21 protein-coding genes are annotated in these 23872 nt (G+C 65.0%); 1 reads left to right on the top strand and 20 read right to left on the bottom strand.

Going from position 1 to position 23872, the window contains the following annotated elements; all coding sequences use genetic code 11:
- Positions 1-8 precede the first annotated feature (8 nt).
- The 19 genes from ACF3ND_RS00230 to ACF3ND_RS00140 all read right to left on the bottom strand — a co-directional run bounded on the left by ACF3ND_RS00230 (position 9) and on the right by ACF3ND_RS00140 (position 22053).
- The gene (locus tag ACF3ND_RS00230; RefSeq protein ID WP_394063108.1) at positions 9-1052 is read right to left on the bottom strand and encodes a TRAP transporter substrate-binding protein; all 1044 of its coding nucleotides are present in this window, start codon (positions 1050-1052) and stop codon (positions 9-11) included.
- Positions 1053-1109: 57 nt separating this feature from the next.
- Positions 1110-2399, bottom strand: a complete 1290-nt coding sequence (locus ACF3ND_RS00225) for a TRAP transporter large permease (RefSeq protein WP_394063106.1) — start codon at positions 2397-2399, stop codon at positions 1110-1112.
- A gap of 15 nt (positions 2400-2414) precedes the next feature.
- Positions 2415-2918, bottom strand: a complete 504-nt coding sequence (locus ACF3ND_RS00220) for a TRAP transporter small permease (protein ID WP_394063104.1) — start codon at positions 2916-2918, stop codon at positions 2415-2417.
- 285 nt (positions 2919-3203) lie between these two features.
- The gene (locus ACF3ND_RS00215) at positions 3204-3935 is read right to left on the bottom strand and encodes an SDR family NAD(P)-dependent oxidoreductase (RefSeq protein WP_394063102.1); all 732 of its coding nucleotides are present in this window, start codon (positions 3933-3935) and stop codon (positions 3204-3206) included.
- A gap of 20 nt (positions 3936-3955) precedes the next feature.
- Positions 3956-4369: a Zn-ribbon domain-containing OB-fold protein gene (locus ACF3ND_RS00210; protein WP_394063100.1), complete on the bottom strand. Its 414-nt coding sequence runs from the start codon at positions 4367-4369 to the stop codon at positions 3956-3958.
- Positions 4366-5550, bottom strand: coding sequence for a thiolase family protein (locus tag ACF3ND_RS00205; RefSeq protein ID WP_394063098.1), 1185 nt, complete (start codon positions 5548-5550; stop codon positions 4366-4368). The genes ACF3ND_RS00210 and ACF3ND_RS00205 overlap by 4 nt, the downstream gene beginning before the upstream one ends.
- A gap of 3 nt (positions 5551-5553) precedes the next feature.
- On the bottom strand, positions 5554-7185 hold the full coding sequence (locus ACF3ND_RS00200) for an AMP-binding protein (protein ID WP_394063096.1): 1632 nt from the start codon (positions 7183-7185) through the stop codon (positions 5554-5556).
- 22 nt (positions 7186-7207) lie between these two features.
- Positions 7208-7690: an aromatic-ring-hydroxylating dioxygenase subunit beta gene (locus tag ACF3ND_RS00195; RefSeq protein ID WP_394063094.1), complete on the bottom strand. Its 483-nt coding sequence runs from the start codon at positions 7688-7690 to the stop codon at positions 7208-7210.
- A gap of 18 nt (positions 7691-7708) precedes the next feature.
- Positions 7709-9028, bottom strand: a complete 1320-nt coding sequence (locus ACF3ND_RS00190; RefSeq protein ID WP_394063092.1) for an aromatic ring-hydroxylating dioxygenase subunit alpha — start codon at positions 9026-9028, stop codon at positions 7709-7711.
- A gap of 24 nt (positions 9029-9052) precedes the next feature.
- Positions 9053-10027, bottom strand: coding sequence for a PDR/VanB family oxidoreductase (locus tag ACF3ND_RS00185; RefSeq protein ID WP_394063090.1), 975 nt, complete (start codon positions 10025-10027; stop codon positions 9053-9055).
- Between the two features lie 321 nt (positions 10028-10348).
- The gene (locus tag ACF3ND_RS00180) at positions 10349-11137 is read right to left on the bottom strand and encodes a cyclase family protein (RefSeq protein WP_394063088.1); all 789 of its coding nucleotides are present in this window, start codon (positions 11135-11137) and stop codon (positions 10349-10351) included.
- 211 nt (positions 11138-11348) lie between these two features.
- Positions 11349-12380 carry a carbon-nitrogen hydrolase family protein gene (locus tag ACF3ND_RS00175; RefSeq protein ID WP_394063086.1) on the bottom strand — a complete coding sequence of 344 codons (1032 nt, stop codon included), beginning with the start codon at positions 12378-12380 and terminating at the stop codon, positions 11349-11351.
- A 15-nt stretch (positions 12381-12395) separates the two neighbouring features.
- Complete coding sequence (locus ACF3ND_RS00170) at positions 12396-13319, bottom strand: fumarylacetoacetate hydrolase family protein (RefSeq protein ID WP_394063084.1); 924 nt, start codon at positions 13317-13319, stop codon at positions 12396-12398.
- 90 nt (positions 13320-13409) lie between these two features.
- On the bottom strand, positions 13410-14540 hold the full coding sequence (locus ACF3ND_RS00165; RefSeq protein WP_394063082.1) for a cupin domain-containing protein: 1131 nt from the start codon (positions 14538-14540) through the stop codon (positions 13410-13412).
- A 20-nt stretch (positions 14541-14560) separates the two neighbouring features.
- A complete protein-coding gene (locus ACF3ND_RS00160) occupies positions 14561-16897 on the bottom strand; it encodes a bifunctional salicylyl-CoA 5-hydroxylase/oxidoreductase (RefSeq protein ID WP_394063081.1) in 2337 nt (778 codons plus the stop codon).
- A 143-nt stretch (positions 16898-17040) separates the two neighbouring features.
- Positions 17041-17484, bottom strand: coding sequence for an acyl-CoA thioesterase (locus ACF3ND_RS00155; RefSeq protein ID WP_394063079.1), 444 nt, complete (start codon positions 17482-17484; stop codon positions 17041-17043).
- Positions 17485-17581: 97 nt separating this feature from the next.
- Positions 17582-18097, bottom strand: a complete 516-nt coding sequence (locus tag ACF3ND_RS00150) for a MarR family winged helix-turn-helix transcriptional regulator (RefSeq protein ID WP_394063077.1) — start codon at positions 18095-18097, stop codon at positions 17582-17584.
- A gap of 230 nt (positions 18098-18327) precedes the next feature.
- On the bottom strand, positions 18328-19833 hold the full coding sequence (locus ACF3ND_RS00145; protein ID WP_394063075.1) for an indolepyruvate oxidoreductase subunit beta family protein: 1506 nt from the start codon (positions 19831-19833) through the stop codon (positions 18328-18330).
- A gap of 21 nt (positions 19834-19854) precedes the next feature.
- A complete protein-coding gene (locus ACF3ND_RS00140; RefSeq protein WP_394063073.1) occupies positions 19855-22053 on the bottom strand; it encodes a thiamine pyrophosphate-dependent enzyme in 2199 nt (732 codons plus the stop codon).
- A 200-nt stretch (positions 22054-22253) separates the two neighbouring features.
- Here ACF3ND_RS00140 and ACF3ND_RS00135 point away from each other — a divergent pair, with 200 nt between their 5' ends.
- Positions 22254-22712, top strand: coding sequence for a MarR family winged helix-turn-helix transcriptional regulator (locus tag ACF3ND_RS00135; protein WP_394063071.1), 459 nt, complete (start codon positions 22254-22256; stop codon positions 22710-22712).
- Positions 22713-22841: 129 nt separating this feature from the next.
- Here ACF3ND_RS00135 and ACF3ND_RS00130 read toward each other — a convergent pair whose 3' ends face one another.
- Positions 22842-23825: a Bug family tripartite tricarboxylate transporter substrate binding protein gene (locus ACF3ND_RS00130; RefSeq protein ID WP_394063069.1), complete on the bottom strand. Its 984-nt coding sequence runs from the start codon at positions 23823-23825 to the stop codon at positions 22842-22844.
- Positions 23826-23872 lie beyond the last annotated feature (47 nt).

Genomic DNA, 23872 nt, shown 5'->3' with positions numbered 1-23872 from the left:
GAAGCCGCTTACTGCTGCTTGGCGGCGCTCAGTTCCTTGATCTGTTCACGGAAGTAGGCCAGGGCGGCGGGGCCGTCCACCTTCTTCTTCTCGGCGGCCTTCAGCCAGTCCGCTTCGACAAAGGCCAGGCGCTGCTTCAGCTGTTCCAGGGCCTCGCCCTCGATGCGCACCGTCTTCAGGCCCTCCGCGGTCAGTTTCTCGATGGCCTTCTGCTCGGCGGCCTGCCACTTGGAGCCGAAATCGTTGGCCATCCATTCGCCGGTGATCTTCTCGATGGCGGCGCGGTCCTGCTCGGATAGGCTCTTCCACTTGCGCTCGTTCATGAACAGGTACTGGCTGGACTTGCCAAAGCCGCCCGGCACGGACACGGCGGTCTTGATCAACTTGTCCAGCTTCCAGTTCTCGATCTGGTCGTACTGGAAGTACATGCCGTCGATCACCCCGCGCGAGAGCATTTCATAGCTGTCGGAGGCCGGCGCATTGACCGTGACGATGCCCAGGGCCTTGCCGATGGCATCGAACAGCGGACTGGGCGAACGCAGCTTCATGCCCTTCAGATCGTCAATGGACTTCACGTCCTCGCGGCTGGTGAAGATCACTGTGGCCGGGCTGGTCCACACGCCCATCAGCTTGACGCCCTTATGCTCGCCGGCGTCCATCATGAACTTTTCATAGGTGCGCCAGTAGGCCACCGAGTTCACGCCGCCGTCATCGGTGGTGAAAGGCAGCTCGGCGAATTCGATCAGCGGGAAACGGTTGGCGGTGTAGCTGTGCACCGACATGCCCAGGTCCGCCACGCCGTTGCGCACCAGGTCCAGGTGGGCCTGCGGCTTGCCCAGCGCATTGATGAACTCCACCTTCACGCGGCCTTCGGTGACCTTCTCCACTTCCTTGGCCCAGGGCTCGAACATCTCGGTGACGATGTAGTGGCCCGGCGGCATCCACTGGGAAAAACGCAGGGTGGTGACTTCGGCAGCCGCGGACGGCAGCGTCGGGGCCAGCGCGGCGGCGGCCAGGCCCAGGCTCAGACCCAGTTTCTTGAAAATACGCATAATGACTCCTCGTTGGTTATGTCTTGCCGGGGCACGGCCCAGCGGCAAAATTTCGGTTTACATGCTGTTGGGTATGACCAGGATGATCCAGGGCACGAAGATCAGCAGCAGCAGGCGCACGATGTCGGTGATCACGAAAGGCGTCACCCCGCGGATGATGGTGCCCAGCGACACGTCCGGCATCACGTTCTTGATCATGAAGATGTTCAGGCCCAGCGGCGGGGTGATCAGGCTGATCTCGGCGGCCACCACCACGATGATGCCGAACCACACCAGATCGAAGCCCAGCGAGGCCACGATGGGGTAGAAGATGGGCACGGTCAGCATGACCATGGACATGGTTTCCAGAAAGCACCCCAGCACCAGGTAGATGGCGCAGATGATCAGGATCACCACGATGGGCGAGACGTCGATGCCGTCGATGAAGCCCAGCAGCTGGTTGGGCAGGCCGGCCACCGTCAGGAAGTTGGTGAACACCAGCGCGCCGATCACCAGGGCGAACATGATGGCGGTGGTCTGGGCCGCCTCGATCAGCACGGTCAGGTACAGGCGCGGCTGCCAGCCGCGGCGCTTGAAGGTCATCAGGAAGGTGGCCGCCGCGCCGATGCCGGCCGCTTCCGTGGGGGTGAACACGCCGCCGTAGATGCCGCCCATGATGACCACGAACAGCACGGTGATGGCCAGCACGCCCTTGGTGGCCTGCAGGCGCTCGCGCCAGTCGGCCTTCTCGCCGGGGCGGCCCAGGTTGGGGTTGATGGCCGTGATGATCATGACGGTGACCAGGTACATCAGCATGGCGACCATGCCGGGCAGGAATCCCGCGGCGAACAGCTTGCCGATGTCGGTTTCCGTCAGGATGCCGTAGACCACCATCATCACGCTGGGCGGAATCAGGATGCCCAGCGTGCCGCCGGCGGCGATGCTGCCGGTGGCCAGGCGGTCATCGTAGTTGTACTTGCGCATATTGGGCATGGCCACGCGGCCCATGGCGGCCGTGGTCGCCATGCTGGAGCCGCACAGGGCGCTGAAGGCGCCGCAGGCCACGATGGTGGCCATGGCCAGGCCGCCGCGCAGGTGGCCGATGAAGGCGTTGGCGGCCTTGTACAGGTCCTTGGACAGGCCCGAGGCGTTGACCAGATTGCCCATCAGGATGAACAGCGGCAGCACCGTGAAGCTGTAGCTCATGGCGGTGTCGAAGCTGGTCTGGGCCGCCATGGTCAGGGCGGCCTCCAGGCCGGTGAAATAGGCAAAGCCCAGCGTGCCCACCAGCAGCATGCCCCAGGCGATGGGCAGGCCCAGGAAAAGGCTGGCCAGCAGGACGACCAGTCCGATAATGGAAATCAACATGGAAACACTCCGTCTTTATCGGCGGGGGGAGCAGAAGACCTGGATCAGCGAGGCCAAGGTGGCGATCCCGGTCATGATGGAGATGGCGTAGGCGAAGGGCGCGATGGGCACCTGCAAGGCGTTGCTCATGTCGCCGTATTCGGCCAGCTGGTCGGCGTGCTCCCACAAGTAGACCGTCAGCACCGCCAGCATCACCGTGGAGGCGACGTTGATCAGGAACTGCTGCACGCGGCGCGCCAGCGGTCCCAGCCAGGCGTCGATCAGGCTGACCGTCAGGTGCTGTCGATGCCAGGTCACGCGCGGCAGGGCGGCAAAGATCAGCACGCCCAGCAACAGTTCGCTGGCCTCATAGGCGCCCAGAAGGGGGGAATGAAACAGATACCGGCCCACCACGTCCACGGTGGTGATGCCGGTCATGAGGATCAGGATGACCACACAGACGGTATCCAGAATTGCTTCTACAACTCTTACCACTCCACGTGACCGTACCAGCTCCATCCCTGGCAGATCGTCGTTCATTACAGCTCCACTTGTCTCGGCCCGGTCGGGGCCAGTTTCCTCGGCGAGCGTGCGGCGCGCGGTCGCGGACGCACCTCTTATATTTCTGTTCTAAATAGTTTATAGATGAACAAATCCACGTAAATAGAAAAAAACCCTTAAATCCATCCAGAATCATGAATTCCAGGAACACGTTGCCGGTTCGACTGCATACCCGGCAAGCCCTGGCAAATCTTCAGTGAATAAAAAAGCCCCCTGGAAAACCAGGAGGCTATCGCCGCAGCAGGATGTGAAGGACCTGCGCGATCAGATCGTCAAGGTCCCCACGCTGGCGCCGCCGCAGACGTACAGGGTCTGCCCGGTGACAAAACCGTTCTCCGGATCGGCGAAGAACATGGTGGCGCGGCTGATGTCGTCCACGCGGCCCAGACGCTTGACGGGAATGGAGGCGGCCAGCTGGGCCTCGCGCTCGCTGCCGGCGTCCACCACGTCGTAGAACATATTGGTCTGGATGGGGCCGGGAGCCAGCACATTGACCGTGATGCCCTGGTCGGCCAGCTCCAGCGCCCAGGTGCGGGCCATGCCCAGCATGCCGGCCTTGGTCGCCGAATAGGCGGTGCGCGTCTGCAGGCCCAGCACGCCGCGCGAGGACATCAGGATGATGCGGCCGAACTGGCGTTTGCGCATGGCCGGCAACACGGCCTGGGTGATCTGTATGGCCGAGCCCAGGTGGATCTGGGTCAGTCCCTGCAGGTCCTCCAGCTTCACTTCGGGCAGCAGGGCGGGCCAGATCACGCCGGCGTTGTGCACGAAGTGAGTCACCTCGAAGCGCTCTGCGATGTCTTGCGCGGCTTTTTCCGTGGCGGCGGCATCGAGCAGGTCCACCTGCACGCAATGCAGGCGCTCGTGGGTCCAGGGCAGCGCATTGCGGGCCATGGAGATCACGGTATAGCCGGCATCGAGCATCTTGCGACAGATGTCTTCGCCAATGCCGGTGCTGCCTCCGGTGACCACGGCGGTGTAGTGGGGTTGTGTCATGTCTTGTTCTCCAGGCAAATTCAGGGGACGGGCCGGGCCACCAGCACGGCCACCCCGCCCTCGTCCAGCTCCAGGCTCAGGCGCACGGGCTGGTCGGCCTGCCCGCCTTCGGGCAGATGGGCGATGGCGAAGGGGCCGCAATCCAGCTGCACCGTGCCGATGCGCCAGGGCAGGCGGGCGCGGAAGTAGGCCTCGTTGCTGTGGTGCAGCGTGGTGGTGGCGCGCAGCACGCCGGTGTCGGGCACCTGCTTCCAGATCAGGGTGGTGTGCAGGCAACGGTCGCAAACGTCGCGCACGGGGTACTGCACCGTGCCGCAGGACGGGCAGACCTGCAGGGCGAATTCGCCGCGCTGCGCCGCCTCGGTCAGGCCCGCCGCCGGGGCGCTGCGCGCGCCGGGCGGCAGTGCGCCATTCAGGGCATCGGAAATCGTCATGGCTGGCCTCGTTCGAGCAGGGCCGCGGCGGTGCAGAGGCCGCGGTCATAGTTGATCATGCCAAAGCCGGAGACCAGGCCGATGCGCGCATCGCGCACCTGCGTGTCGCCGGCCGTGCCGGTCAGTTGCCGCAAGGCCTGCACCAGGCCCAGGTAGCCGCCGGCCGCGCCCGCCTGCCCCACCGACAGCTGGCCGCCGCTGGTGTTGAAGGGAAAGCTGCCCTCTATCGTGAATGTATGCTCGCGGATGAAGGCCGGGCCCTGGCCCTTGGCGCAGAAGCCCAGGTCCTCGAACTGCAATACATTGATGACCGGATAGTCATCGTAGGTTTCCAGGAAGTCCACGTCCGCCGGGCGCAGACCAGCATGCTCGTAAAAGGCGTCCTTGTCCATGGCCCAGCCGCCGCGAAACTGCACGGGATCCTGGGGAAAGGCATTGTGGCGCTCGATGGTGGAACGGATGCGCACGTAAGGCAGGCCCAGTTCCTCGGCCTGTTCGCGGCGCATCACCAGAAAGCCTTCCGCGCCCGCGCAAGGCATGACACAGTCGAACAGATGGATGGGGTCGGCGATGACGCGCGCCTCCAGGTACTGCTCCAGCGTCAGGGGCTTTTTCATCAAGGCATGCGGATTGCGCAGCGCATTGTCGCGCTGGGCCACGCACAGCTTGCCGAAATCTTCGCGGGTGGCGCCGAAATGGCGCATGTAATAGTCGGTCAGCAACGCGAAGCTGGCATTGGGACCGCCCGCGCCGTAGGGGTAGACGGCGTCCTGCGAGAAACGCGAGAAGCCGGCCACCGTGTTCTTGAAGGATTCGAGCTGGTTCGTGTCGCCCGCGATGCAGGCCACGATGGACGCATCGCCGCACTGCACGGCGCGCGCCGCGCGGCGCAGGGCCACCACGCCGCTGGCCCCGCCCATGGGGATATGGTCCAGCCAGCGCGGACTCATCTGGAAGTGCTGCATCAGGCCCACGGCGGTGTCCGTGCCCAGCGTGAAGCTGGACACGCACACGCCGTCGACATCGGCCTTGCTCAGGCCAGCCTCGCGGATGGCCTGGCCCAGGCCCGCGCCCAGCCACCAGTGCGCCGTCTGCTCGGAGTGACGCTGGTAGGGAATGGTCACCGGCGTGGTCAGCACGACGTCGTCGTAGGCCATCCGGGCTTTTGGCTTCAAGGCCATGACTCAGGCCTCCTGGCGCTTTTTCAGGTGGTTGGTGTTGATGCAGTCGGGATTGGCCAGGGCCGCCAGGGCCACGGTCTTGAGCTCGCCGCGCTGGATCTTGTTGGTGGAGGTCAGGGGCAGCGCATCCACGAACAGGACGTAGCCGGGCACCTTGAAATAGGCCAGCTGCGTCAGGCCCCACTTGACCAGCTCGACAGCGGCCTTCTCCTTGTCCTCGCGGCTGGCCAGCGGCGCGTGCGGCACGACCAGGGCCATGACTTCGTCGCCGCGGATGTCATCGGGCACGGCGGCCACGGCAATGGAGCGCACCAGCGGGTTCTGCTGCAGGATGTTCTCCACTTCCACGGCGGCGATGTTCTCGCCGCTGCGGCGGATCACGTTCTTCTTGCGGTCCACGAAATGCAGATAGCCTTGCGCATCGCGGCGCACGATGTCCCCGGTATGGAACCAGCCGTCCTTCCAGGCCTCGTCGGTGGCGGCCGGGTCCTTCCAGTAGCCGGAGAAAAAGCCATAGCGCGGATTCTCGCCGGCCGAGCGCACCAGCAGCTCGCCGTTCTCGTCCGTGGCCGCGGGTCGGCCCTCGTCGGTCATCAGCAGCACTTCGACCACCGGCATCTCCTTGCCGAAGCAGGAGGTGCCGATGTGGCGCGGCTCGTGATTGGCGATGATGCTGGCGCCCGCGCCGGTCTCGGTCATGGCCCAGGCTTCCAGCAGCGGAAAGCCGAAGCGTTCCTCGAACAGGGGGTGCAAGCCGCGGTCCACGCCGGCGCCGAAGCCGAAACGCACCTGGTGCTCGCGGTCCTGCGCGGACGGTTCGGCCTTCATCAGGATGGCGGGCATCACGCCCAGGTAGTGCACCACGGTGGCGCGCGACTCGCGCACCGACTGCCACCAGCTGCGCGGGTGGAAGCGGTCCAGGGAAATCAGGCAGCCGCCGGTCTTGACCATGGCCATGGTCGAGCAGGCCATGGCGTTCATGTGGAACAGGGGCAGGGGCGTGAGCATGCGCTCCTGGCCGGGGTGCAGCCGGGCCAGGCCGCCGATGTCGCGATACCATTCGCCCGCATAGTGGAAATACTGGTTGGACAGCATGCAGCCCTTGGGGCGGCCGGTGGTGCCGGAGGTGTACAGCAGGGCGCACTCGCTGTGCTCGTCGGGCATGTCGCAGGAGCGCGATGCGGCCTGCGTCACCACGGGCGGCACATCGCCGTCGGCCATGATGGCAAAGGGCTGGCCGGCCCGCTGGGCCGCTTCCACCAGGTCCTGGTGGCGGCTGGGCAGGGCGATGGCCATGATCATCTCGGAGTGGCCGATCAGGTATTCCAGCTCGGCGGCGCGCAGGTCCGGATTGATGGGGACGATGGACACGCCCAGGCTGTTCAGGGCGAACCAGTGCAGGAAGAACACCGGGCGGTTCTCCAGCAGGATGCCCACGCGGTGGCCGTGGCCATAGCCTGCGGCGGCATAGTCGGCGCGCAGGGCGTCGATGCGCTCCAGCGCTTGGCCGTAGCTCAGTTCGCCGGCCGGGATGCCGTAGATCTCGGCGGTTTCGGGCAGGGTGCACACGAACGGCTTGTCGCCCCAGCGTTGGGCGGTATCGCGAAAAGCCTGGTAGACCGTGGTATTGGCCATTGAAATGTTCTCCTGTCCTCTGTCACATAAACAACTGGATGTTGCCGAAGGGGGCGTCGCAGTTGAGCAAATCCACCCGCTTCAGGCGGATCTTCAGCGCGCCTTCCTGGCGCACCAGCGTGTAGGTGCTCCAGCCCACATAGATTTCCTGCCGGTCGCCGCGGGTTTCCGTGTAGTGGAAGGCGCAGCGCACGCTGTACTCGCCCTTTTCCTCGTCCATGCTTTCCACGGTGGGCTGCTGCAGCAAATGGTGGCTGCGGCTCTTGGGCTGCTGGGAAAACGTGCGCCGGCCCGCCAGACGCTCGACGCGGATGCGCAGCAGCAGCTTGTCCTCGTGCATCAGGGAGGCATGCAGGCGGGCGTCCTGCTGGTCGTGCGCCAGCGGCATCCAGTAGTAGCCGTCCTCGGTGAACAGGTCGAGCCACTGCTCGTAGCGCTGTTCGTCCAGCAGGCGGGCTTCCGCATAGACAAAGTCGATGAGTGCCTGACGGCTGATCTCGCTCATGGTCGTTCCTTTTATTTCTTATGCCTGCTGCTCGGGCAGCATGTACTTGAGCCAGGCGCGGAACTGCGCGCGCATCTGCATCTCGCTGGTGCCGTTGATCACCACGTTCTTCTTCTGGTCCTCGTCCTTCTCGACCAAGCGGGCCAGGTTCATCCAGTCGCGGCCGCGCGATTGCAGGCCCTGCTGGGCGCGTTCGTACATTTCCAGGTCGTCGTGACCCACCATGGAGGTCGGCGCGTTGATCAGGCGGTTGTACATCAGGGTGCGCTCCAGGAAGGTATCGGGCGCGCCCACCAGGCGGAAGGTCCAGGACTCCACCAGGGTCTTGTCGGCGGCCAGCGGCTTGAAGACGCGCAGGGTCTGGATGGGGCCCTTGACCATGATGTTGGGGAAATAGCAGGTGTTGTGGCGGGTGTCGGCCAGGATGGCCTTGGCGCGCTCTTCGCCGTAGGCCTGCACCATCTGGTCCCAGTAGCCGGGAATCTCGGAGTAATCGGCATGGATGGAGTTGCTCACGCCCGTATGGCCGTGGCCGTTCTCCCACACGCGTATGCCCATGCCCTCGTAGAACTCGTAGGGCGACATGAAGGGCGCGAACAGCTCCACGGCCATGGGCTTGGGAGTGCCTTCGGGCGCTTCCTGCCAGGCCTTGACGGCCGTGCCGGCCGAAGACTCGTGCGCCACCATGGGATGGCAGGTGTCGGTCTGGTTGTCCACCAGCATCTTCCAGTTGCAGTGATGCATGTAGCGCATCACCCCGCCGGCCACTTCCAGGCGCCCTTCCGGCGAGCGGTCCACCATATTGTCGATGGTGCTCAGGGACTGGCCGAAGAAGTCCTCGAAACTCTCGCCTTGTTCGCTCAGGCGGCAGAAGACGAAGTCGCGGTACACCTGCACGTTCTTGACGGCGGCCATGCCGTGGCTGGCCTCGGTGCACTCGAAGCCGGTGTTCTCGTAGCCTTTCTTCAGCGGGATGGACAGCAGCGAGCCGTCCGTCTTGAAGGTCCAGGCGTGATAGGGGCAACGGAAGAACTTGCCCGTGTTGCCACAGGGTTCGGCGGCGACCTGCACGCCCTTGTGCGGGCAGCGGTTGTACAGCACGCGGATGCTGTCGTCGGTGTGGCGCACCATGATCACCGATTCATTGCCCACCGTGGTGGTGTAGAAATCGCCCTTGTTGGGCACCTGGCTGGCGTGGCCCACGTAGACCCAGGTATTGGCGAACAGGCGCTCCATCTCCAGCTCGAACAGCTCCTGGCTGATGTACAGGTCCTTGTGCACCTCGGCTTCGCGCACCAGTTCGCGGATGGCCTGGGGATTGTCGCGGTACTTTTCCATGTTGTTCTCCGTGGCTCTCAGGCGTTACAGATCCAGCACCAGACGCGGGGTCTTGGAGCGGGAAATACAGATCTGGATGACTTTGTTGCTGGCTTTTTCCGAGTCGCTCAGGAAATAGTCGCGATGGTCGGGCTCGCCTTCGATCACGTCGCAGGTGCAGACGCCGCATTCGCCGCGCTTGCAGTCGATCATGGGATCCAGGCCCTGCTCTTCCATCACGTCCACGATGGTCTTGTCGGCGGGGATCTGCAAGGTCACGCCGCTCTGGCGCAGCTCCACCTCGAAGGGCTGGTCGCCTTCCTGCGCGGCGGCGGTCGCGAACAGTTCGAAGTGCACGTGATCAGCGGGCCAGCCGCGCTGCTTGCAGCCCTCGATCACCGCATCGATCATGCCCTTGGGACCGCAGACATAGATGTGCTGGTCCTTGGACAGGCCATCGAGCAGGGCGTCCAGGGAGAAGCGCTGCTCGGTGTCGTCGGCGTAGTGGCGCACGGCCGGGCCGGCCAGCTGCTGCAGCTCGTCCAGGTAGGCCAGCTGCTGCAGGCTGCGGCCGGCGTAATGCAACTGGTAGGGACGACCCTGGTGATGCAGGGCCGCGGCCATGCTGGCGATCGGGGTGATGCCGATGCCGCCGGCGATCAGCACCGTCTCGGTCTCGCCGGGCGTGGCGGCATGCAGGGGAAAATCGTTCTTGGGGCCGGACACCGTCAGCGCATCGCCCACTTTCAGATCGTGCATGTAGCGCGAGCCGCCGGCGCTGTTTTCCTCCAGGCGCACGCCCAGGCGGTAGCGGTCGGGGCACTGGCCGTTGACGCAATGCGGCTCCAGCGAGATCAGCGAGTAGCAGCGGTGATCATTCAGGGCGGGAATGTGCACCTTCAGGTGCGAGCCCGGCGCGAATGCGGGCAGGGCGCCGGCCTGGGCAGGCTCCAGCGTGAAACTGCGGATCAGCGGGGATGCGTTCTGGATGTCCCGGATGACGAGTTCAAAAGTATCCATCGTGTGCCTACCATTGAGCGTGACAACAACCATTACCCAGCCGGGGCGGCGGGCCTGTGTCATGATGCACCGGTAAGCGGCGGTCCGATGGCGCCGGCCCCTGGGGCTGGCTTTATCCTCGTCTACTGTCTCCGCCAGACCGTGTGCAGGGCATCAGGGCAGGCTGCACGGCTGGATCACTATTCATTATTCTGAATTTTATTTTATTGATGAATAGTTTACGGATCAATATATACGCGCGAATATAATGGAAAACCACTAGGTGAGAATCCAGCATGGGCGGGACAAGGCCCCGCCCATGCTGGATGGCTCGAACGCGGCTTACTGGGCGACCAGGGCGACGACGCGCAGCGGGCTGCCCGAACCGCCTTCGATCTTCAGCGGAGCGGACATGATCAGCGCGCCCTGGGGGGGCAGCTGGTCCAGGTTGCACAGGCACTGCAGGCCGTAGCGGTTGGCGCCGTGCATCAGGGTGTGGCAAGGATAGGCCACGGGCCAGGAGTAGGACTGGCCGGCGTCGGTGTTGATGGTCTCCACGCCGAAGCCGTGCACATTGCGCTCATGGATCATCCATTCCACGGCGGCCTGCGACGGGCCGGGCGTATGGGCGCCGTCCTCGCGCATGTTCAGGAAGGCGGCGGCGTCATTGACGCGCTTGGACCAGTCGGTGCGAAACAGCACCCAGGCGCCCGCGGGGATGCGGCCATGCTTGGCCTCCCAGGCCTGCAGGAATTCGGGCGTCAGCACGAAATCCTCGTTCTGGGCCACTTCGGCGCTGGCGTCCACCACCACGGCGGGGCGCAGGAAGTTGTCCACGGGAATGGTGTCCACGCTGTTGTTGGGGTGGTCCTTGCCCGTGATCCAGTGCACCGGCGCATCGAAGTGCGTGCCCGTGTGTTCGCCACAGGTGAAGTTGTTCCAGTACCAGCCTGGACCGGCCTCGTCGTACTGGCTGATGCGCTGCACGGAGAAACCGACAGTCTGACCGAACTGCGGCGGCAGCTGCAGGGCGGGGAAACTGGGGGAGAGGGTCTGGGTCAGGTCCACGAAGCGGACCTTCTTGCTGTCCAGCGCCTGGGTCAGGGCGGCCAGTGGGTGCATCTCGGTCATGTCATCTCCTACGTCGATCTTGTTTAATCGTTATCAGTGTCTTTCTGCGCCGCGGCGCAGGGCTCGGGAGCGCCGGCGCAGCGGCCCGGCCCCGAAAGCCGGATGCGGCCCGCCGCTCAGGAGGTCGGCGGACCGCAGAGTGCTTTCCGCCGCGCCTCTTGCGGCGGAAAACGCGCTCGATGGGCGGCAGTCCGGAACGCCGCCCGTGGTCTTACAGACCCGCGTCCTTGTCCTCCACGGCGGAGAACTCGGCTGGATTCAGGTCTGGCTGGGGCTGGTCGCCTTCGTAGAATCGGGCCGGCGTCATGGCCTTGCGGTTGACGCGCAGATCGAAGATGTCGAAGCGGTTGTAGTGCCCCGTGATGTCGTGCATCTGGCGTGGCTGGATGCAGCGCGACAGGTCGATGTCCGCGTAGGCGATACCTTCGCGGTCGATCAGGGCCTCGCCGATCACGCGGCCGTCAGGGCCGATGATGCCGGAGAAGGCGCTGTTCGGACGGGCCAGCAGTTCGCGGGCCTCGGGATGCGAGGCCGCCATGGCGTCCACGATCTCCTCGGACACGGTCGAGCAGGCCACCACCGTGAACACCTTGCCCTCGAAGCAGTGGGCGGAGGCGCGCAGGCGGATGGCTTCGGCCATGTCGTAGTCCTTGGGCGCCACGGGCAGCGAGATGTAGCTGGCCACATGCACCAGCTCGCCCTGGGACAGCAGGCTGAAGCGGGCGAGCGTGTTGGTGTTCTCGCCGCAGGCCAGCGCGCCCAGCGGGCCGATGGTGGTGTCGTGCACGCGCAGCGAGGACGCATCGCCGTTGGCCCAGGTCAGCTTCTCGGCCCAGGTGGGCACCAGCTTGCGGTGGCGGCCCAGGATGCGGCCGTCCGCACCGATGGTCACCAGGGTGTTGTAGATGGTGGCCACGCCGACCGGACTGCGCTCGTTCACGCCCAGCACCACGTTGACCTTGCGCTGGCGCGCAACCTGCGCAACCTTCTGCACTTCAGGGCCGGGCACTTCGATGGCCGACTTGCACAGGCGCTCGAACCAGGGGCTGCCTTCGACCGGGTTCATCACCCAGCTCCAGTAGGGATAACCGGACACGAACACCTCGGGGAAGGCGATCAGTTCGGCCCCGTTGTCAGCCGCTTCGTGAATCAGGCGGCACACCTTGTCGATGGTCGCATTCGTGTCCAGGAACACGGGAGCCGCCTGGACTGCCGCGGCCTTGAACTGGCGCAATTCCAGCATCACGCTCTCCTTTGCTTAGTTTTGAGGGGTCACGTCCACGATGGGGTGACGCAGCTCGCCAATGCCTTCCACCACGGCATGCACCACGTCGCCCGGCCACATCCATTCCTGAGGATTGCGGCCGGCGCCCACGCCTTCGGGCGTGCCGGTGGCGATGATGTCGCCCGGCTCCAGCGTGATGCCGGCGCTGATGTCGGCGATCAGGTCGTTGACGTTGAACAGCATGTGCTTGGTGTTGGAGCTCTGCTTGGTCACGCCGTTCAGGGTCAGGCTCAGATTCAGGTTGTGCGGATCGGTCAGCTCGTCGGCGGTCACGATCACGGGACCGAATGGAGCGTAGGTGTCCTGGCCCTTGGAGTAGATCCACTGGCCGGCGCGGCGGCAGTCACGGGCGCTGACGTCGATCATCACGGAGTAGCCGAAGACGTACTTCAGGGCGTCTTCCTTGGCCACGCGCTGGGCGCGGGTGCCCATGATCACGGCCAGTTCCACTTCCCAGTCCATCTGCTGCGTGATGTTCTTGTTGTGCTCGATGGCGTCGCCGGGGCCGATGACGGTGGTGGGCGGCTTGGAGAAGATCACGGGCTGCTTGGGCAGCTCCTTGGAGGTGTCCAGGGTGCGGCTGGATTCGGCCACGTGCTCGACGTAGTTCAGGCCGATGCCGAAGATGTTCTTGCGTGGACGCGGAATGGGCGCCAGCAGCTTGACGTTGGCCAGGGGCAGCGCCACGCCGAAAGGCATGTCGTCGGCGTAGGTTTCCAGCAGGCGGGCCGTGGACTTCACGGCGGCGGGGCCCAGGTCGATGAAATCGAGCATGTTGTCGGGCAGCATGTGGCCGGTGGCATCGCCCAGGTAGCCCAGGTCCACCACCAGATCGCCAACGATGGCGCCCAGGCGGCCGGCTGCAGCAACTTCACTACGGTACGTTACAAGACGCATTTCTATCTCCAGATTGGGCCATCTTTGAAGATGGCTTGAATAAACGGTGGCGGGTCCGCCGCAACGGGCCCGCCGAACAAGCTTGAGCGATCAACCTTCCAGGATGGGCTGGTATCCGCCGTTCTCGGCCAGGGCCTGTTCGCGATACAGGTTCAGGGCGCGCATCACGGGCAGGTCATGGAAGGAGAACAGGCAGGCGTCGTCCGAGGACGAGCCGTTGACGTGTTCGTGGAACATCCAGGACGGCACGCAGAAGATGTCGCGCTCGCGCCAGTCGTAGCGCTTGCCGTTGATGATGGAATAACCCTCGCCCTTGGCGCATTGGTAAATGATGCTGCCGGTGTGGCGGTGGGCCTTGGTGTGCTCGCCGGGGCGCAGCATCTGCATGCTGGCGCCGATGGTGGACATCACCGGGCCGCCGGTCAGCGGATTGATGTAGTCCATGATGACGCCGTCGAACGGGCTGCCGTCGGTGACCTTGGCGTAAGCCGACAAGGCCTCGTAGGTGGGCTCCCACTCGTACTTGAGCAGCGGCGAATACGGCTTTTGCCAGTCGTGCAGCGTGGGCTTGAGGCCGCGGCCGCCCCAGATGCCCACGGCGTCGTTGACCGGGTGGGTCACGGCCTGGGACAGGTCGGGGTGGACCACGTAGAAGCCGGCTTCCAGCGCGTTGACCAGGGGGATGTCCAGGCCGTCCTGCCAGATGCAGGGCGTGCCGTCGGCCTCGACGCCGTGCTCGTGCCAGCAGCCGTTGGGCGTCAGCACGAAGTCGTTGGCGCCCAGCGTCATCTTGTGGCCGTCCACGATGGTGTAGGCGCCGCGCCCTTCCATGATGAAGCGCAGGGCCGAGGAGGAATGGGCATGGGCCGAGGCGGCCTCGCCCGGGTTCATGACCTGCAGGCCCGAGTACAGCCAGCCCACGGCGGCCGAGACGTCCTGGCGGCCGGGGTTGTTCAGGTAGATCACGCGGCGGCCGGCTTTTTCAGGGGTGACCAGGTCCACCGAGCGCAGCACGTAGTCGCGCAGGTCGCGGTAGCGCCAGACCACGGGCACGGAATCGGACTTGGGCTCCCAGGGCTCGATCTTGTTGGCCACGGTCCACAGGGCGCCGGCCTCGAACCGGGTCAGGTCCTGGTAGTACTTCACCAGCTCGGGCGTGTCCTCGACATCAGCACGGCCAAGCACGCTTTCGCGATAGGTGTCAAAACGTTCTTCCGACATGTTGCTGTCTCCTTCTGTTCTTAATGGATGGCGGGGCCTTCCTGAGCGGCCGAGGCGCGCTTGGTCTGGCGGTGCAGCCAGTCCTTGCCCAGTTCGTACTGCACGGGCCACTGCACCCCTTCGTAGCCCACCAGGGCGGCTTCGCGCTGCGGCCAGTTGGGCTCGGCCATGAAGCCGCGCGACAGGGCGCACAGGTCGGCGCGGCCGGCCGCGATGATGCTGTTGGCGTGATCCGCTTCCATGATAGAGCCGACAGCCATGGTGGCGATACCCGCTTCGTTGCGGATGCGGTCCGCGAACGGCGTCTGGTACATGCGGCCGTAGACGGGCTTCTGCTCGGGCACGACCTCGCCGGAGGACACGTCGATCAGGTCGGCGCCGGCCTGCTTGAACAGGCGGGCGATCTGCACGCCGTCATCGGCCGTGATGCCGCCCTCGGCCCAGTCGGTGGCGGAAATGCGCACCAGCACGGGCTTGCCCTGCGGCCAGACGGCGCGCACGGCCTGGAACACTTCCAGCGGGTAGGCCATGCGGTTTTCCAGGCTGCCGCCGAATTCGTCGCTGCGCTGATTGGTCAGCGGCGAGATGAAGCTGGACAGCAGGTAGCCGTGGCCGGCCTGCAATTCGATGCAGTCGAAGCCGGCCTGATCGGCGCGGCGGGCGGCCGCCACGAAGGCGTCGCGGATCTCGTCCATCTGGGCGCGGGTGATTTCGGCGGGCACGGCGGACACGCCGGGCTGGTAGGCCAGCGCGGACGCCGACACCAGCGGCCAGTTGCCCTGGGCCAGCGGCTGGTTGGGCTTGTCCCAGCCCAGCTGCGTGGAGCCGCGGCGACCGGCATGGCCCAGCTGCACGCCGATCTTGGCGCCTTGCTCGTGGGCGAACCGCACCACGGGCGCCCAGGCGGCGGCCTGCTCGTCATTCCAGAGGCCCGTGCAGCCGGGAGTCACGCGACCCTCGGGCGTCACGGCGGTCATCTCCGCCATGATCAGGCCTGCGCCGCCCATGGCGCGGCTGCCGTAGTGAACCTGGTGCGTGGCGCCGGGCATGCCGTCCACGGCGCTGTACAGCAGCGTGGGCGAGAGCACGATGCGGTTCTTGAGCTGCATGTCGCGCAGCTTGAAGGGGGTGAACATGGGCGGCGGGGCTTTTTCGCCCTCGGCCAGCTTCAGGCCCGATTCCGCAGCCAGCCAGCGCTCGTACTGTTCGATCCAGGCCGCGTCGCGCAGGCGCAGGTTCTCGTGCGAGATGCGCTGCGAGCGGGTCAGCATGGAATAGGTGAACTGCTCGGGCTTCATGCTGGCGTAGCGGGCCACGTTCTCGAACCATTCGGTCGAGTTGCGCGCGGCATTCTGGATGCGCAGCACGTCCACGCTGCGGGCGGCCTCGTAGTCCTTCAGGGCCTCTTCCAGCGACTCGCGGTTCATGTGCTGGGCCAGGCTGATCGCGTCTTCCAGCGCCAGCTTGGTGCCCGAGCCGATGGAGAAGTGGGCCGTGTGGGCGGCGTCGCCCATCAGCACCACGGGGATCTTCTTGCCCGTGCCGTAATCCTGCCAATGCACCCACTTGTTGCAGATGACGCGCGGGAAGCGGATCCAGATGGCCGAGCCGCGCAGATGGGTGGCGTTGCTGATCAGCTTGTTGCCGTCCAGGTAGGGGGCGAACAGCTTTTCGCAATAGGCGATGGCGTCTTCCTGCGACATCTCGCCGATGCCGGCCTTCTGCCAGGTTTCCTCGGGCGTTTCCACGATGAAGGTGGACAGGCCGTCCTGGAAGCGGTAGGCGTGTGCCTGGAACCAGCCGTGCTCGGTCTCGACGAAGATGAAATTGAAGGCGTCGAACACTTTTTCCGTGCCCAGCCACACGAAGCGGCAGTTGCGCGTGTCGATGTCGGGCTGGTAGACGTCCTGGTAGCGGGTGCGGATGGCGCTGTTGATGCCGTCCGAGGCGATCAGCAGGTCGGCATTGTATTTGCGGGCCAGTTCGGCCTCGTCGGACACATTGGTCTCGAACACCAGGTGCACGCCCACTTCTTCGCAGCGCGCCTGCAGGATGTTGAGCAGTTTCTTGCGGCCGATGCCGATGAAGCCGTGGCCGCTGGAGCGCACGGCGCTGCCCTTGTAATGGGTCTCGATGTCGTCCCAGTGGTTGAACGCATCACCGATGGTCTGCGCGGACACGGGGTCGGCCTCGCGCAGATTCTCCATGGTGGCGTCCGAGAACACCACGCCCCATCCGAAGGTGTCGTACGGTCGGTTGCGCTCCACCACGTAGACCTCGTTCTGAGGGTTCTGCAGCTTCATCAGCAGACCAAAATACAACCCGGCCGGGCCTCCGCCAATACATACGATATTCATGATATGTCCGTATGGTCTAAATACCGCTCATGTGCCTGAGCATAGTATATTTATTAATAAATATTATACAAGTCAACTATTCAGGTCAAAAAAAACAGGATAGTCGGACCCGCACAATACTTGCCGCTTCATCAAAAAGAACGTCAGACGCTGGCCTGCTCCTGCGCCGGAATCACGTATTCCTGCATGGGCGCGCGCAGGAAGTCGGGAATCGGGATGCCCAGGTGGGTTTCCAGCGAGGTCGTCACCACGGTCTGGCGCACCTGCATGCGCAGCACGCCGTCCTTGCCGGTGCAGCGCAGGCGCAGCGTCAGCGAGCTGTTGCCGATGCGCTCGATACCCAGGCTCATCACCACATCATCGCCCATACGGCTGATGGCTTTGAAATCGGCCTCCAGATGCACCGAGGGCATGCCCACGCGCTTGCTGGCGATCATGTTGTGAAAACCCTCGGGGACCATGGAATCGATCCATGCTTCCAGCAGGTCGTTGAACAGCACAAAATACTGCGGGTAGAAAACGATGCCCGCCGGATCGCATTCCGAAAAACGGATGCGATGTTCTTGTTCGTACAGCTTGAAACCCATGTTGTAGACACCTTTTTAGCAAGTGTTTTATTTGCGCCTTGCGGGGCGCTCCCAGCGTCCTGCCAGGCCCTGGAGCCGGGCGGGACGCATCCTGTGGCTAGCCGGCCGCGCTTTGCAGGTGGACGCGCAGCAGGCCCAGATGCTGGTGGATCTGCACGACCTGATCCGTGCCCAGGCCTTCGAACATCTCCGCGATCCAGTCGCTGTGCGCCTTGGCCATGGCCTCGAAACTGCTTTTGCCCTTGGGCGTGAGGCGCAGCACCCAGGCGCGTCTGTCGGTCGGACTGCTCTCGCGCGAGACCATGCCTTCGCGGGCCAGCTCGTCGGTCAGTCCGGTGATATTGCCGCCGGTCACCATCAGGTAGCGGGACAGCTCACCCATCTTCAACCCTTGCGGGTAGCGGTAGAGCTGGGCCATGTAGTCGAAACGGGCCAGCGAAATATCAAAATTCTGGCGCAGGCGACGACGGATCTCGTCCTCGATCTGCTTGGTACATGTGAGCATGCGCAACCACAATTTCAGGCTGGCGGGGTCCTTGGGGCCCAGCCGGCCTTCGTAGCCCGCCTCGGCCGGCTCCGGCTTGAATTGGAGTGCTGCTTCACTCTGGTTCATGTGTTATTTCCCCCAAACTTCGGCTATTTCAGGTTGACCGGCAGCTTGCATCTTCTTGCTCGAATACCTGCCGGATGGAGCGGCGCCGCGCCCGCAAAGGCCCGCGCGCCGCACTGTACACCTTAATTTAGATTCTACTATGAATATTTTAGAAATAAAGTATTTAAGAGGGAAAAATCACTGGTTCCAGGGTTTTCACCGAGGCCGCCGGCGGGCGGCCCCGGCACGGCTCAGACCAGCGCGTTCTGGCGCAGCGCCGCCTCCAGCTTCTTGCCATGCTCATCGGCCAGCGCGGCCTCGCGCAGCGCGCCCAGCAGGGCCGGCGACATGGTGGTCTCGTTGCGCGCCAGCGCATCCATCACGGTCTGGTAGTTGCGCAGGCCGCGGGCGTGCGTATCGCCGTAGCCCTTGACCAGGCGCTGGCACTGCGCGATCTCCAGGGCCAGCGCGGGGTGCGCGTCGGCCGCATCCTGGATGCGCTTGAGCCAGGCCTCGATGCGCTGCTGCTCGGCCTGGTAGCGCAGGGTGCGGCGGCGCCAGCGCTTGAAGCCCGAGAGCAGGTACAGAGGAATGAAACCGCGCACCGAGCTGGTCTGGATGACGCGGCCGGACTTGGTCTGCGTCTTGAGCAGCTTGTTGCCCCAGGTCGGGCGCATCAGCCAGCGGCCCAGGCCTGCGAAAGGCAGGATCTCGCTGATCTCCTCGACGCGCGGATGCATGTATTCGTTGATGGCCACGATCTGGCCGTCGGTGGCGCGCACTTCCTTGCGCACGCGGTCAAAGCGCGTGGCGCGGGTCTTGAGTTCGGCCACGCGGATGGCGTCCTCGTAGGACATCCACAAAGCCAGGTAGCGGCCGGTCTCGCGGATCAGGGCCACGTCGTCGGGACGGGCGTACTGGCGGATCTGCTTGAGCCGGTCCAGGTACAGGTTGGCGTAGGCCACATCCTGGTAGTCCAGCACGCGGCGCACGCCTTCCACCACGATCTGCTGGGCGCCTTCGGGGATCTCGGCGCGCACGCGCTCGACCAGCCTGGCCACGGCCGGATCGCGCGGCTTCAACTGCGACACCGGCACGGCGGGCGCGGCCTGTTCATCCTTGCCGGCGTCGCCTTCGGCCACACGGGCATAGGCGGCCGAGAAGGCCTTCAGGCTGGGCTTGACGCCCACGCCGCCGCGCTCGATGGTCTGCTCGAACTGCGAGCGGCTGAACGGCAGCACGCCGGTGGAGGCCAGGGCGCCGAACATCACGGCGCTGATCACGCTGCCGGAATCCTCGGCGGCCTTTTCCATGTTGAAGTGCACGAAGCGCTTGGCCGCCTGCGTGGCATGGGCAATCAGGGCGTCGTTGTCCACGCGGCCGTCGCCCATGGCCGATTTCTCGGCAATGGAGTAGACGCGGTGCGTGGAGGCGATCAGGGTGGTGCGGTCATTGGTCACCAGGCCGCGCTGCACGGCGCGGCCGGCTTCCATCAGCTCGGAGGCCAGCACCACGTCCACGTCGCCGGGCATGGGCATCAGGGCCAGCACCGGCGTCTTGCCGGCGGGCGCGGCCTCGCGGGGGAACAGCTCCACGTAATAGATCGTGGCGCCGGTGCGCTGGGCCACGCCGGGCACCGAGGTGGTCTGCGCGAAATAGCCGTTGTGCTCGCCCAGGTTCACGATCCAGTCGGCCAGCACGCCGCCGCCTTCGCCGCCCATGGCGAGAATGGCAATCTTGATTGGTTTCATCTGCATGATAGAACTCACTTCGGGTGATCAGAATGCCAGGCGCTCGCGGCGGGCAGCGTCGCGACGCTGCAGCCAGCCGATGAAGCCGCGGCGGGTCTTTTCACGGAACTTGTCCCAGCCGGTGGGGTTGCTGACCACCTGGGCGCGGTAGAAGGACGGGCACAGGATGGCGGCGTGCGATACCTCGCCGCACAGGCCGCAGCCCACGCAGCTGTTCATCACATTGGCCACCGGATCGGTGCGCAGGGTGTCCGGATTGGGCCGGATGGACAGCGAGGGGCAGCCCGACAGGCGGATGCAGGAGTGATCGCCCGTGCAGGTGTCCGGATCCACGCCGAAGCGCTCGCGCACCACGCGCTCGCCCGCGGCCACGGCCTTGCGGACCTGGCCTTTCTCGCGGCGCTGGCGGTTCAGCATGCACTCGCTTTGCGCCACCAGCACCTTGGGACCCTTTTCCTTGGTCGTCAGCGCTTCGCGCAGGGTGGCCGTCATGGTCTTCAGGTCGTAGGTGCGGCGGATGGTGCGCAGCCATTCCACACCCACGCCGCGCGCGGCCTTCTCGATCAGGTGGCCGGTGCTGCGCGTCTGGTTCTTGGCCTTGGAGGACAGGATGTCCTGGCCGCCCGTGGCCGCCGTGTAGCTGTTGTCGATGACGATGGTCAGGTTGTCGCTGCGGTTGAACACGGCATTGGCGATGCCGCTGGTCAGGCCGTTGTGCCAGAAGCCGCCGTCGCCCATCACCGAGATGGCGCGCTTGTCGGATTCGGCGTTCAGCGCGGCCGAACCGGCGCCGCCCAGGCCGTAGCCCATGGTGGTGTTGCCCAGGTTGAAGGGCGGCAGGATGGAAAACAGGTGGCAGCCGATGTCGGCGGACACGTGGTGCTCGCCCAGCTCGCGCTCGACCAGTTTCAGGGCGGTGAAGATGGGGCGCTCGGGGCAGCCGGTGCAGAATCCGGGCGGGCGCGCATGCACGTTCTCGTCCAGGCTGCTCATGGGCTTGACCTCGGCGGCCAGCACTTCGGTCTGCGCCTTGGGACGCTCGGCGGTCTCCACCTTCATGGGGATGACGCGCGGCTTGGGCGCGGGCAGCGGCTCGATGCGGCCGTATTTTTCCATGAAGGCGCGCATGCCCTTGAGCATGGTGGCCGTATTGTATTCGCCGGCCAGGGGCAGCAGGTCCTTGCCGTGCAGGACCACCTTGCATTCGTGGCGGCGCACGATGTCGGAGATGTTCTGCTCGACGAAGTTGGGCTGGCCTTCCTCCAGCACCAGCACGGCGCGCTTGCCCTGGCAGAAACGCACGATCTCGGACTCGATCAGCGGATAGGCCACGTTCATGACGTACATGGGAACCTTGGACTCGCCGAACACATCGGCCAGGCCCAGGTGCTCCAGGGCGCGGATGGCGGTGTTGTAGCCGCCGCCCTGCACGATCAGGCCCACGTCGTCGGTCCCGTCGGCAAAGAATTCGTTCAGCTGGCGCTCTTCGATGAACTTGACGGCGTTGGGCCAGCGCTGCTCGATCTTTTCTTTTTCATGCAGGAAGCTGGCCGGCGGCAGCACGATGCGATTGATGTCGCGCGTGGGCTGCTCCATGGCTTCCTTGATGGTGAACTTGGCGCGGCGGTTGTCCGAGGCCACGAACTGGCCGTGCACGTGGCAGGCGCGGATGCGCAGCTGCAGCATCACGGGCGTGTTGGACGCCTCGGACAGGTCGAAGCCGTCTTTGACGGCCTGCACGATACAGGGCAGGTTGGGGCGCGGATCCAGCAGCCACATCTGCGACTTCATGGCAAAAGCGTGGCTGCGCTCCTGCATGATGGAGGAGCCTTCGCCGTAGTCCTCGCCCACGATGATCAGCGCGCCGCCCTTGACCCCGCCCGAGGCCAGGTTGGCCAGCGCGTCGGAGGCCACGTTGGTGCCCACGGTGGCCTTGAAGGTGATGGCGCCGCGCAGCGGATAGTTCACGGACGCGGCCAGGGTCGCGGCCGCGGTGGCCTCGCTGGCGCTGTTTTCAAAACGGATGCCGTTTTCCTTCAGGATGTCCTGGGCGTCGGCCAGCACGTCCATCAGGTGGGAGATGGGCGCGCCCTGGTAGCCGGCCACGTAGGACACGCCGGATTCCAGCAGCGCCTTGGTGACGGCCAGGATGCCCTCGCCGCTGAATACGTCCCCATCACCCAAGCGCAGTTTCTTGACTTCTTCGACAAAAGATCGCTCAGCCATTTTATTTCCTCAGTAACCGCTTATTTTGAACATGGTATTTATTTTCATCGGAATATGTTTATATCTCAACATATCCATCCTCATGGTTTTCCCTAGTAAGGTGTTTCCATGCATTTGCGACACGCGCGGGTCCGGGTTCGGTATAGTGAGCGCTGCCGCCCCGGGCGGCGCTTCATAGCCTGCAACGATAACAACGCATCATGAGTCCCACCGAACACGATACGGTCTTCGTCGAGAACTACCTGCCCGCCCTGCTGGCGCAGGCCAGCCAGCTCATTTCCGCCGAATTCCACCAGGTCGTCCTGAGCAACGGCCTGTCCATCTCCGAATGGCGCGTGCTCTCCACGCTGTCGGGCGCCGGCGAGGTCAGCATCGGCCACCTGGCGCGCATCGCCACCACCAAGCAGCCCACCGTCACCCGCCTGCTGGACCGGCTGGAAAAACAGGGCCTGCTGCGCCGCGTGGCGCACGACGTGGACCGCCGCATCACGCTGGTGCGCATCACCGACGAGGGCCAGACCCTGATCTCGGGCCTGATCGCCAAGGCCCGCCTGCACGAGGACGAAGTGGTCAAGCGTCTGCAGCCCCTGGACGTGGACGCCCTGAAATCCACCCTGCGCCGGCTGATCGCCGAGCAGCACGACTACAACGAGCAGTGAAACGCAGCGCGCCCCGGCGCGCCATTCGTTGAAACCCTGCGCGCGCACCCGCGCTGCTTCCTTCACGCTTCCACTACGAAAAACCGCGCCCCGAGGGGCGCGGTTGCGTGACGGCCAGGCCTTGTCGCCTTACTCGGGCTGTATGCCCAGGGTGGGGATCAGCTCGGAATAGACCTTGGAGTCGTTCTGCACCCGCTCCAGCGTCTGGGCCGGCGTGGTGTAGAACTGGGCCAGGCCGCGGCTCTTGAAGGCCGCCTGCATCTCGGGGGTGCGCAGGGCGGCGTCCACTTTCTCCTGGATCTCCTTGACGGTCTCGTCGGGCGTGGCGCCGGGCGCGAACAGGGCGAACGTGGTGGTGGGAATGCTGTTGGCATGGCCGCCGGCTTCCTGCACGGTGGGCACGTCAGGCAGCAGTTCGGTGCGCTTGTCCGCGCCCACGGCCAGCACGCGGATCTTGCCGCCGTTCACGTGCTGGGAGGCCAGGATGCCGCCCACCAGCATGGCGTCGGTCTCGCCGCCCAGAATGGCGTTGGTGGCCGGGGCCATGCCCTTGTAGGGCACGTAGGTGAAGTTCAGGCCTTCCTCGCGCGCCAGCAGGCCCATGCCCAGGTGGGTGACGTGGCCGCGCCCGCCGGTGCCCACGTTGACGTCGCCATTGGCCTTCTTGGCGGCCGCCACGAACTCCTTGTAGTCCTTGGCGGGGAAGTCGTTCCTCACCAGCAGGTACAGGTTCACGCCGGCCACGGTGGTGACGGGCTTGAGGTCCTTTTCCCACTTGTAGGGCAGGTTCTTGTACAGCAGCGGGTTGGTGGACACGGCCAGGCTGTCCACCATCAGCAGAGCGGAGCCGTCGCCCTTGGCCTTGGCGATGTTGTCGGTGCCGATGATGGCGTTGGCGCCGGGCCGGTTCTCGATCACGAAGACCTTGCCGGTGGCCTTGTTCAGGTGCACGCCCAGGTCGCGGGCCAGGATGTCGGGCTCGGTCCCGGGAGGATAGGGCACCACGATGCGCACCTGTTCGGTCGTGGGCCAGGCGGCCTGCGCCATCATGGGGGCCAGGGCGCCCACGCCTGCCAGCAGCAGGGCCAGTGTCGTGTTCTTGAGCTGCTTCATTATCTCCACTCCTTGTGTTTTTATGGATATGCCGCGCCTGCGCGGCC

Origin of the sequence: Alcaligenes sp. WGS1538 (genome assembly GCF_043187505.1) — a bacterium.
Lineage (GTDB): Bacteria > Pseudomonadota > Gammaproteobacteria > Burkholderiales > Burkholderiaceae_B > Alcaligenes.
This window is presented reverse-complemented; position numbering and strand designations above follow the sequence as displayed.

What these genes read in the sequence shown, in the direction of transcription:
- ACF3ND_RS00230 (WP_394063108.1), bottom strand. Translation starts at nt 1,052, where the DNA reads ATGCGTATTTTCAAGAAACTGGGTCTGAGCCTGGGCCTGGCCGCCGCC.
- ACF3ND_RS00225 (WP_394063106.1), bottom strand. Translation starts at nt 2,399, where the DNA reads ATGTTGATTTCCATTATCGGACTGGTCGTCCTGCTGGCCAGCCTTTTC.
- ACF3ND_RS00220 (WP_394063104.1), bottom strand. Translation starts at nt 2,918, where the DNA reads ATGAACGACGATCTGCCAGGGATGGAGCTGGTACGGTCACGTGGAGTG.
- ACF3ND_RS00215 (WP_394063102.1), bottom strand. Translation starts at nt 3,935, where the DNA reads ATGACACAACCCCACTACACCGCCGTGGTCACCGGAGGCAGCACCGGC.
- ACF3ND_RS00210 (WP_394063100.1), bottom strand. Translation starts at nt 4,369, where the DNA reads ATGACGATTTCCGATGCCCTGAATGGCGCACTGCCGCCCGGCGCGCGC.
- ACF3ND_RS00205 (WP_394063098.1), bottom strand. Translation starts at nt 5,550, where the DNA reads ATGGCCTTGAAGCCAAAAGCCCGGATGGCCTACGACGACGTCGTGCTG.
- ACF3ND_RS00200 (WP_394063096.1), bottom strand. Translation starts at nt 7,185, where the DNA reads ATGGCCAATACCACGGTCTACCAGGCTTTTCGCGATACCGCCCAACGC.
- ACF3ND_RS00195 (WP_394063094.1), bottom strand. Translation starts at nt 7,690, where the DNA reads ATGAGCGAGATCAGCCGTCAGGCACTCATCGACTTTGTCTATGCGGAA.
- ACF3ND_RS00190 (WP_394063092.1), bottom strand. Translation starts at nt 9,028, where the DNA reads ATGGAAAAGTACCGCGACAATCCCCAGGCCATCCGCGAACTGGTGCGC.
- ACF3ND_RS00185 (WP_394063090.1), bottom strand. Translation starts at nt 10,027, where the DNA reads ATGGATACTTTTGAACTCGTCATCCGGGACATCCAGAACGCATCCCCG.
- ACF3ND_RS00180 (WP_394063088.1), bottom strand. Translation starts at nt 11,137, where the DNA reads ATGACCGAGATGCACCCACTGGCCGCCCTGACCCAGGCGCTGGACAGC.
- ACF3ND_RS00175 (WP_394063086.1), bottom strand. Translation starts at nt 12,380, where the DNA reads ATGCTGGAATTGCGCCAGTTCAAGGCCGCGGCAGTCCAGGCGGCTCCC.
- ACF3ND_RS00170 (WP_394063084.1), bottom strand. Translation starts at nt 13,319, where the DNA reads ATGCGTCTTGTAACGTACCGTAGTGAAGTTGCTGCAGCCGGCCGCCTG.
- ACF3ND_RS00165 (WP_394063082.1), bottom strand. Translation starts at nt 14,540, where the DNA reads ATGTCGGAAGAACGTTTTGACACCTATCGCGAAAGCGTGCTTGGCCGT.
- ACF3ND_RS00160 (WP_394063081.1), bottom strand. Translation starts at nt 16,897, where the DNA reads ATGAATATCGTATGTATTGGCGGAGGCCCGGCCGGGTTGTATTTTGGT.
- ACF3ND_RS00155 (WP_394063079.1), bottom strand. Translation starts at nt 17,484, where the DNA reads ATGGGTTTCAAGCTGTACGAACAAGAACATCGCATCCGTTTTTCGGAA.
- ACF3ND_RS00150 (WP_394063077.1), bottom strand. Translation starts at nt 18,097, where the DNA reads ATGAACCAGAGTGAAGCAGCACTCCAATTCAAGCCGGAGCCGGCCGAG.
- ACF3ND_RS00145 (WP_394063075.1), bottom strand. Translation starts at nt 19,833, where the DNA reads ATGCAGATGAAACCAATCAAGATTGCCATTCTCGCCATGGGCGGCGAA.
- ACF3ND_RS00140 (WP_394063073.1), bottom strand. Translation starts at nt 22,053, where the DNA reads ATGGCTGAGCGATCTTTTGTCGAAGAAGTCAAGAAACTGCGCTTGGGT.
- ACF3ND_RS00135 (WP_394063071.1), top strand. Translation starts at nt 22,254, where the DNA reads ATGAGTCCCACCGAACACGATACGGTCTTCGTCGAGAACTACCTGCCC.
- ACF3ND_RS00130 (WP_394063069.1), bottom strand. Translation starts at nt 23,825, where the DNA reads ATGAAGCAGCTCAAGAACACGACACTGGCCCTGCTGCTGGCAGGCGTG.